This is a genomic window from Nocardioides sp. NPDC057772 (genome assembly GCF_042798075.1).
Classification (GTDB): Bacteria; Actinomycetota; Actinomycetes; order Propionibacteriales; family Nocardioidaceae; genus Nocardioides.
This window is the reverse complement of record NZ_JBHVKN010000196.1, coordinates 1-7,762: the sequence shown is the minus strand read 5'-3', so window position 1 is coordinate 7,762 and position 7,762 is coordinate 1. Positions and strand designations below refer to the sequence as shown.

Below are 7,762 nucleotides of genomic sequence, written 5' to 3'. Positions count from 1 at the left end.
GCCCTGGAGCGCGGCCAGGACGGTGACCCCGATGACCTCGGGGTCACCGTCGACCACCTCACCGCGGGCCTGGGCATCGGTGAGCACGGCGGTGGGCCGGGCGAAGGCGGCAGCGATCGCCTCAGCGATCTCGGCGCCGGCGGTCTCGGTGTGCCTGCGCGCGAACATCACCGAGAGCAGTGCCGGGTTGTCGGTGGCGAAGTCGAGATAGGCCGAGGCGAATGCCACCAGGTCGTCGGTCAGCGAGCCACGAACGGCCAGAGCGGCGTCCATCACCTCGCCCAGCCGCCGGAATCCGGTGACCGCGAGCGCGTCGAAGAGTGCGTTCTTGTCCCGGAAGTGAGCGCTCGGCGCGGCATGGCTCACGCCCAGATCGCGGGCGATGCCGCGTAGCGAGAGCGCGTCGGTGCCTGACTCGCGCAGCACCTCCTCCGCGCGGCGGAGCACCGCAGCGCGCAGGTCGCCGTGGTGGTAGCGGGTCATCGTCTCGGTCATCAGGCACACCTTATCGAGATTTCACCAGTCTAGGCGTTGTCAAGATTCTTGGCATCGCCTAGATTGAAGTCATGACCGAACAGAAGTGGACTTCCGCACGACTGCCGTCCTTCGACGGCCGCACCGTGATCGTCACTGGCGCAACCAGCGGTCTCGGCCGCGTCGTCGCCACCGAGCTGGGCGCGAAGGGTGCCCGGGTCGTCCTGGCCGTACGCAACGTCGCCGCCGGCGAGGAGGTTGCCGCCACGATCGGTGGCAGCGCCGAGGTGCGCTCGCTCGACCTGGCCGACCTCGGCTCGGTGCGGCGCTTCGCCGAGGAATGGGAGGGAGAGATCGACGTACTCATCAACAACGCCGGGATCATGATGGTGCCGAAGCGGCTCACGACCGACGGCTACGAGAGCCAGTTCGCGACCAACCACCTGGGGCACTTCGCGCTCACCAACCTGCTGCTCCCCCACATCAGCGACCGTGTCGTGACCGTCGCCTCTTCGGCCCATCGCTGGGGCGGCTTCGATCTCGACGACCTCAACTGGGAGCGGCGCGACTACCAGCCGGAGAGGGCCTACGGGCAGTCGAAGATCTCCAACCTGCTCTTCACCCTCGAGCTGCAGCGACGCCTGGAGGGCACCGGACGCCGGGCCTACGCCGCACACCCGGGCTACTCCGCGACCAACCTGCAGAGCCACACCGGCAACCCCGTCAAGCACGCCCTCATGGCGCTCGGCAACCGGATCGTCGCCCAGTCCGCGGAGGCGGGCGCGCTTCCGACCCTCTACGCGGCCAGCCAGGATCTTCCGCCGGGAAGCTACGTCGGGCCCGACGGGCTGGGCGAGTACCGGGGCAGCCCGACCCTGGTCGGCCGCACCGCGGTGGCCTCCGACCCCGACCTCGCCCGCAAGCTGTGGACCGAGTCCGAGAAGCTCACCGGAGTCTCCTGGCCACTGTGAGTCGGTAGATTTCTCGGTATGAAGCATCACCGGGGACGGCACGTCGACATCGAGTCGGTCGCGGAGCTCGACGGGCACCTGGCCGCCGGGGCGGACAGCCTGAGGGGATGGCGGCTGCGGGCGCTGGACCTGACCTCCCGTTCCGGCACCCTGCGGGAGACCGAGCTCGCCGGGGCGACGTTCCTCGGGTGCACCTTCGCACCCGGGGACGTCGACTACGCCGAGGACGAAGGTGCGCTGGTGATGCCGGTGATCCCGGAGGTCCCGGTCGACGTCTACCGCTCCCGGCTCTACACCCCCGAGGAGCTCTACGACGACGCGATCTACGCCCGGAGCCTGGACGCGAGGGCGTACGCCTGGCTGCAGCAGCCGCTCGACGCCGACGACGAGCTCGCGATCACCCTCCACGACCATGCGATCGACTCCGCACTGGAGGCGTGGGTGCGGGCACGACGCGACGAGGGGACGCGGATCGTCGGGATGATGGGCGGGCACGCGCTGCAGCGCGGCGAGGAGGCGTACGCGACCGCTGCCCGCCTCGCCCAGCACCTGGCCGGCCGTCACGTGGTCGCCACCGGCGGCGGCCCGGGAGCGATGGAGGCCGCCAACCTCGGTGCCTTCCTCGCCGGCGCTCCGAAGACCGCACTGGAGGACGCGCTCGAGACGCTGGCCACGGTGCCCTCGTTCCGGCCCTCGATCCGGGCGTGGGCGCAGGTGGCACTGGACGTACGCAACGGGGTCGAGGGCAGGCCCGGCCGGTCGTTGGGGATCCCCACCTGGCACTACGGGCACGAGCCGCCCAACGTGTTCGCCGGAGCGATCGCGAAGTACTTCCGCAACGCCACCCGCGAGGCGGTGCTGCTGGAGGTCTGTGACGGCGGGATCGTCTTCCTGCCGGGTGCCGGCGGCACGGTCCAGGAGGTGTTCCAGGACGCCTGCGAGAACTACTACGCCGACATCAGCGCGGTCGCGCCGATGGTGCTGGTCGGGCGGCGCTACTGGACCGAGGAGCTGCCGGTCTGGCCGCTCCTGCAGGCCCTCGCTCGCGGCCGCGCGATGGAGGAGCACATCCACCTCGTCGACACCGCCGAGGAGGTGCTCGAGGTCATCGCAGCTGGCGTGAGCGGATGACGTCGCGGTAGTGGTCGACGAGCGCCGCGTTCACCGCGCCCCAGGACTTGTGCGCGACGCTCTTGCGCGCCTCGCGTCCCATCCGGAGCCGCAGCTGCGGGTCGTTGTGGAGCAGCGCGACGTGGGAGCCGAGGTCGTCGCGGCTGCCGGGCTCGTAGAAGAACCCGGTGACGCCGTCGGCGACCAGGTCCAGCGGCCCGCCGGAGCGGGGCGCGACCACCGGGACGCCGGAGGCGAGCGCCTCCTGGACCGCCTGGCAGAAGGTCTCGTGGGAGCCGGTGTGCACGAACACATCGAGCGAGGCGTATGCAGCCCCCAGCTCCTCCCCCTGCAGCACGCCCATGAAGGTCGCCTTCGGGAGCAGCTGGCGCAGCTCCTTCTCCTGCGGGCCACCGCCGACGAGCACGACCTTGTAGGCCGGGTTGCGCGCCAGCGCCGCGAGCAGGTGCAGCTCCTTCTCCTGGGCCAGGCGACCGACGTACCCGACGATCGTCTCGCCGTTGGGCGCGAGCTGGGCGCGCAGGTCGTGGTTGACGCGGCTCGGGTGGAACAGCTCGACGTCGACGCCGCGCGGCCACAGGCCGGTCCGCTGCACGCCGAGACCCTCGAGCTGGGTGAGGGCCGAGGAGCTCGGCGCCAGGGTGCGGTCGGCGGCCGAGTGCGCCTGCCGGGTGAGCATCGCGGCCGCCTGGGGGCCGCCGACCGCCTTGTACTTGTCCCAGAAGCCCACGAGGTCGGTCTGGTAGATCGCCACGCTCGGGATGCCGAGCTCCTTGGCCACCAGCACCGCCTGTCGCCCGAGCAGTGCGGGCGAAGCGACGTGGACGACGTCGGGGCCGAACCGGCGCATCACCGCGCGCAGCTTGCGCCGCGTCTCGAGACCGACGCGGAAGTCCTTGTAGACCCAGAACGTCGCCCCGCGGGTGCGGGTCACCGGGAACCCGGCATACTCGTTGGGCCCGGTGGGGGCCACGACCTCGACGGTATGACCGTCGACCGCGAGATGCTCGAGGACACGGCGTACGGAGTTCGTCACGCCGTTGACCTGCGGCAGGAACGACTCCGTGACGATGAGGACACGGAGCGGCTCTGAGTTGGCGGCGACCAGCGGGACCCGATCGAGGCTGATGCTCATGTTTCCGATGGTGAGCGCCATCCGGCAACGTGATCCCCGACTTGGTTGACAGGTCGGTGAACCTACCGTGGCCAGAACCCCGTGCCGGACGACAGATAGTCCACGCGGTGTCATCAGCGGAAACGTTGCGTGACTCTCAGAAATCTGTCATCGCAACCTTCGACCGACAGAAGTCGGTGAGGTGGTGTTCCTAGGCTCGCAACGTGCTGCAAGCGGCATCGTCAAGGGGGATGTGCGCGGGCCGGGCCCTTCGGACCGGTCCGCGTACGTGGTCCTAGGCGGCGCGCCGAGGGTTGCCGCGTGCCCACTCACTTTGCCACGATCGCGGGATGACCACCGATGAGGAGCACATCCGGCCCGAAGGCGTCGACGACCTCACCGTCGAGGCGCTCGGCACCATCAGCGAGGCACTCGAGGCGATCGAGATCGCCCGCGGTCATCTGTACGCGCTGCACCGCATCACCGGCACGGCCGACCTCACCCTCGGCAAGGGCGTCCAGCAGCTGCGCGAGGCCGGCCACACCGAGCTGGCGGACACGTTCGAGCGCGATCTCGTCGGGCGCAACGTGCTCTTCGGCCGGTGGACGTTCCAGATCGTCGAGGAGTACGACGACGGCTACTACGCCACGTTCAAGCGGCTGGAGAAGGAGGCACGCGACGCCCTCGTCGGGGGCAAGCGGCACCTCTACGAGTCGGAGATGAAGGAGGCCCGCCGCACCCCAGGCCGGCACGGCCACGAGCGCCGGCCCTCGCCAGGGGCTTGATCCGGGCGGTACTCGGGCTATTCAGCGGCGGCGAGCTGGCCGCAGGCTCCGTCGATCTCCCGGCCGCGGGTGTCGCGGACGGTCGTGGAGATGCCCTTGGCCTCCAGGCGGCGTACGAACTCACGCTCGTCGGCCGGGTCGGAGGCGGTCCACTTCGAGCCAGGGGTCGGGTTGAGCGGGATCAGGTTGACGTGGACCCAGCCCCAGTCGCCGTAGCCGTTGAGGACGTCGGCGAGGAGGTCGGCGCGCCAGGCCTGGTCGTTGATGCCGCGCATCATGGCGTACTCGATGGAGACGCGGCGCTTGGTCACGCGGGCGTAGTTCCAGGCGGCCTCGACGGTCTCGGCGACCGAGAAGCGAGTGTTGATCGGGACCAGCTCGTTGCGCAGCTCGTCGTCGGGCGCGTGCAGCGAGAGGGCGAGGGTGACCGGGACGCCCTCCTCGGTGAGCTGCTTGATCCGGGGTACGAGGCCGACGGTGGAGACGGTCACGTGGCGGGCGGAGAGGCCCAGCCCCTCGGGTGCGGGCGAGGTGAGGCGGCGTACGGCGCCCATCATGGCCTTGTAGTTGGCCATCGGCTCCCCCATGCCCATGAAGACCACGTTGGAGAGGCGGCCGGGGCCGCCGGGGATCTCGCCGCTGGCCATCTGCCGCGCGGCGACGACGACCTGGTGGACGATCTCGGCGGTCGACATGTTGCGCTCGAGGCCGCCCTGGCCGGTGGCGCAGAACGGGCAGGCCATGCCGCAGCCGGCCTGGGAGGAGATGCAGACCGTGGCGCGGTCGGTGTAACGCATCAGCACGGACTCGACAAGGGCGCCGTCGAAGAGCTTCCACAGCGTCTTGCGGGTGGTGCCCTTGTCGGCCTCCTGCTGACGGATCGGCGTCATCAGGTCGGGCAGGAAGGTGTCGACGAGCTCCTGACGCTGTGCCGCGGGCAGGTCGGTCATCTTCTCGGGGTCGTCGACCAGCCGCTCGAAGTAGTGCACCGAGAGCTGCTTGGCCCGGAACCCCGGCAAGCCCGCCTCCTTCGCCGCCTCCTGGCGGCCGGCCAGATCGAGGTCGGCCAGGTGGCGCGGCGGCTTGCCGCGACCCTTGGGCGGCGCCATCACCAACGGCAGGCGGCGCCCCTCCATCGCGGCGGCCTCTGCCTCGGGGCTGTGCGGGGCCGGTACGGTCACGGGGTCGGGCTGAGTCACCCCTCCAGTGTCCCACCGGGGTGCGGCGTACGGCGAAACCTCGATCCGGCCGCCCGGTCAGCCCGTCGTGAGCAGGATCCAGAACACCGCGGCGCCGACTCCGACGACGACCACCACGGTCAGGATGATCCCCAGCCAGACGAACTGGGCCAGTCGGCGGGTCTTGCGCGGGACGAGCAGGGCCAGCGGCACCAGCAGGGTCAGCGCCACCCACGGGAACAGCTCCTCGGCCCGTTCCTGTCCGACCATCCACGTCAGCAGAGCGCCCCAGGTGCCGGGCACGAGGATCGCGTACGCGAGGCCGAGATAGAACCCGACCAGGGCCGCCACGGTGGGGTGAGAGTCGTGCAACCACGCCCACAGCCCACCGGACCCCGAGGACTCCTCCTCCGGGCCGTGATCAGCCTCGACGTCTGGATCGGGATCCACGTCGAGGTCCGCGGGACGCTGGGTCACTCTTCAACCGTAGCGCCGAAGCCCGCCGTCTTCGGTAAAGAATCGCTGCCCCGACGAACTCGGGTGAATCCGCGCGATCAGACGTCGACGGTGAACACGTCCGGGAAGCGCAGGCCTCGCCACCGGTCGAGGTCCGGCGGCGTGCCGGTGAGCTCGCTCGCCAGGACGGTCCACGCCGTGCCGTGACCGACGAGCACGACGTCCTCGCCCGTATGGGCCGAGAGGATGCCGGCCACCGCCTTGGTCACGCGGGCCCGGCACTCCTCGAGCGGCTCCCAGCCGTCGTAGGCAGGCACGGTCGGCTCCGCGAAGGCGCGCTGGACCGTGGCCTCGAAGTCATCGACCCAGGCCGCACCACGGCGGTGCTCACCCAGCGCGTCGACCACGCCGACCTCACCATCGGTGAGCAGCTGGGCGGTCTGCTGCGCCTTGGGCTCGGGCGAGGAGTACCACGCCGCACCGGCCGGGAGACGGTCGCGCAGGGCCCAGACGTCGTCGAAACCGGCCGGGTCGAGCTCCCAGCGCTCCGCGGCGACGCCGCGGACCTGGACGGGCCGGCCGTGGCGTACGAGGAAGAGCATCAGAAGACGCGCCCTCAGAAAACCGCGTAGTGGAGGATCAGCCAGACCGGGGCGACAGTCGCCAGGAGCGAGTCGAGGCGGTCCATGAGGCCGCCGTGGCCGGGGATGATCTGACTCATGTCCTTGATGCCGAGATCGCGCTTGATGACCGACTCGACCAGGTCTCCGAGGACAGCCATCACGCACGCGACCACGCCGAGCGCGACGCCGATCCACCAGGCTCCGTCGAGCAACCACACGACCAGGCCGACGCCGGTCGCGACGGTGAAGACCACCGAGCCGGCGAAGCCCTCCCAGGACTTCTTCGGCGAGATCACCGGCGCCATCGGGTGCCGGCCGAAGAGGACCCCGGCGATGTAGCCGCCGATGTCGGACATGATCGTCAGCAGGACCCAGACGATGATGCCGCGTACGCCGTCGTCGGAGAGACCGCCCGAGGTCCAGTCGCCGCCCTCGCCGAGCATGAGGGCGACGAACGAGCCCAGGAACGGCAGGTAGAACAGGGTGAGGACGGCTGCCGCCGACGTACGCACGTAGCCGTCGACTCCACGGCGCAGCACCCACAGCATGATCACCAGAGCGGTGACCGCCGTGGCCGTGACCAGCGCGTCGGCGCCCAGGAAGTAGGCGACCAGGACCATCACCGTGCCGCCGATCATCAACGGCTGCTCGGGGACGTCCATGTCCTTGGCCATCAGGCCCCGGTGGAGCTCCCAGGTCGCGGCCACGACCGCGGCGACGACGATCAGCATGAACGCCGTCTTCACGAACATCAGGCTGAGCGCGATGGCAACCAGCAGGACGACGGCGGAACCGATCGCCGCGGGCAGGTTGCGGCCGGCGCGTCCGTAGTCCTTCTTCGGCGGCTCGGAAGCTGACGAAGAAGGCGACGGCGGCGTCTGGCTCACAACGGATTCCTTCATGCTCAGGTCCTCTTTCTGGTCTCGACCCGCGGCGCTCGTGGGACTCGACTGCGTCGCTCGGTGGATCTCGACACGCGGTCGCCGCTTCGCAAGCTCAGCGGCGCGCTCGCTCGATCTTTTCGCGTTGT

At 70.2% G+C, this 7,762-nt stretch carries 9 protein-coding genes; 3 read left to right on the top strand and 6 right to left on the bottom strand.

The genetic code is table 11. The annotated features are described in order from the left end of the window. Window positions 1-495 (bottom strand): TetR/AcrR family transcriptional regulator (locus tag ACFVJS_RS23025; RefSeq protein ID WP_378885407.1); only part of this gene is annotated, 495 nt, incomplete at its 3' end. Between the two features lie 71 nt (window positions 496-566). Here ACFVJS_RS23025 and ACFVJS_RS23020 point away from each other — a divergent pair. Both ACFVJS_RS23020 and ACFVJS_RS23015 read left to right on the top strand, forming a co-directional pair. Next, window positions 567-1,445: an oxidoreductase gene (locus ACFVJS_RS23020; protein ID WP_378885404.1), complete on the top strand. Its 879-nt coding sequence runs from the start codon at window positions 567-569 to the stop codon at window positions 1,443-1,445. Between the two features lie 18 nt (window positions 1,446-1,463). Continuing rightward, window positions 1,464-2,576, top strand: coding sequence for an LOG family protein (locus ACFVJS_RS23015; RefSeq protein WP_378885401.1), 1,113 nt, complete (start codon window positions 1,464-1,466; stop codon window positions 2,574-2,576). On the opposite strand, the gene ACFVJS_RS23010 is transcribed toward ACFVJS_RS23015, so the two are convergent. Next, the gene (locus ACFVJS_RS23010) at window positions 2,551-3,711 is read right to left on the bottom strand and encodes a glycosyltransferase family 4 protein (protein ID WP_378885398.1); all 1,161 of its coding nucleotides are present in this window, start codon (window positions 3,709-3,711) and stop codon (window positions 2,551-2,553) included. The two genes, ACFVJS_RS23015 and ACFVJS_RS23010, sit on opposite strands and share 26 nt — an antisense overlap. Window positions 3,712-4,040: 329 nt before the next feature. Here ACFVJS_RS23010 and ACFVJS_RS23005 point away from each other — a divergent pair, with 329 nt between their 5' ends. After that, window positions 4,041-4,475: a hypothetical protein gene (locus ACFVJS_RS23005; protein ID WP_378885395.1), complete on the top strand. Its 435-nt coding sequence runs from the start codon at window positions 4,041-4,043 to the stop codon at window positions 4,473-4,475. A gap of 17 nt (window positions 4,476-4,492) precedes the next feature. Here ACFVJS_RS23005 and rlmN read toward each other — a convergent pair whose 3' ends face one another. The 4 genes from rlmN to ACFVJS_RS22985 all read right to left on the bottom strand — a co-directional run bounded on the left by rlmN (window position 4,493) and on the right by ACFVJS_RS22985 (window position 7,634). Then, window positions 4,493-5,611 (bottom strand): 23S rRNA (adenine(2503)-C(2))-methyltransferase RlmN, encoded by a 1,119-nt coding sequence (gene rlmN, locus ACFVJS_RS23000; protein ID WP_378885416.1) that lies wholly within the window; start codon window positions 5,609-5,611, stop codon window positions 4,493-4,495. A gap of 120 nt (window positions 5,612-5,731) precedes the next feature. Beyond that, window positions 5,732-6,130 (bottom strand): hypothetical protein, encoded by a 399-nt coding sequence (locus ACFVJS_RS22995; protein ID WP_378885393.1) that lies wholly within the window; start codon window positions 6,128-6,130, stop codon window positions 5,732-5,734. A gap of 77 nt (window positions 6,131-6,207) precedes the next feature. Further along, the gene (locus ACFVJS_RS22990; RefSeq protein ID WP_378885391.1) at window positions 6,208-6,711 is read right to left on the bottom strand and encodes a histidine phosphatase family protein; all 504 of its coding nucleotides are present in this window, start codon (window positions 6,709-6,711) and stop codon (window positions 6,208-6,210) included. Between the two features lie 14 nt (window positions 6,712-6,725). After that, a complete protein-coding gene (locus tag ACFVJS_RS22985; RefSeq protein ID WP_378885388.1) occupies window positions 6,726-7,634 on the bottom strand; it encodes a phosphatidate cytidylyltransferase in 909 nt (302 codons plus the stop codon). Window positions 7,635-7,762: the final 128 nt, after the last annotated feature.

Bases quoted from the DNA above. Each gene is read 5' to 3' on its own strand.
- ACFVJS_RS23020 (WP_378885404.1), top strand. From the start codon at position 567: ATGACCGAACAGAAGTGGACTTCCGCACGACTGCCGTCCTTCGACGGC.
- ACFVJS_RS23015 (WP_378885401.1), top strand. From the start codon at position 1,464: ATGAAGCATCACCGGGGACGGCACGTCGACATCGAGTCGGTCGCGGAG.
- ACFVJS_RS23010 (WP_378885398.1), bottom strand. From the start codon at position 3,711: ATGAGCATCAGCCTCGATCGGGTCCCGCTGGTCGCCGCCAACTCAGAG.
- ACFVJS_RS23005 (WP_378885395.1), top strand. From the start codon at position 4,041: ATGACCACCGATGAGGAGCACATCCGGCCCGAAGGCGTCGACGACCTC.
- rlmN (WP_378885416.1), bottom strand. From the start codon at position 5,611: ATGGAGGGGCGCCGCCTGCCGTTGGTGATGGCGCCGCCCAAGGGTCGC.
- ACFVJS_RS22990 (WP_378885391.1), bottom strand. From the start codon at position 6,711: ATGCTCTTCCTCGTACGCCACGGCCGGCCCGTCCAGGTCCGCGGCGTC.
- ACFVJS_RS22985 (WP_378885388.1), bottom strand. From the start codon at position 7,634: ATGAAGGAATCCGTTGTGAGCCAGACGCCGCCGTCGCCTTCTTCGTCA.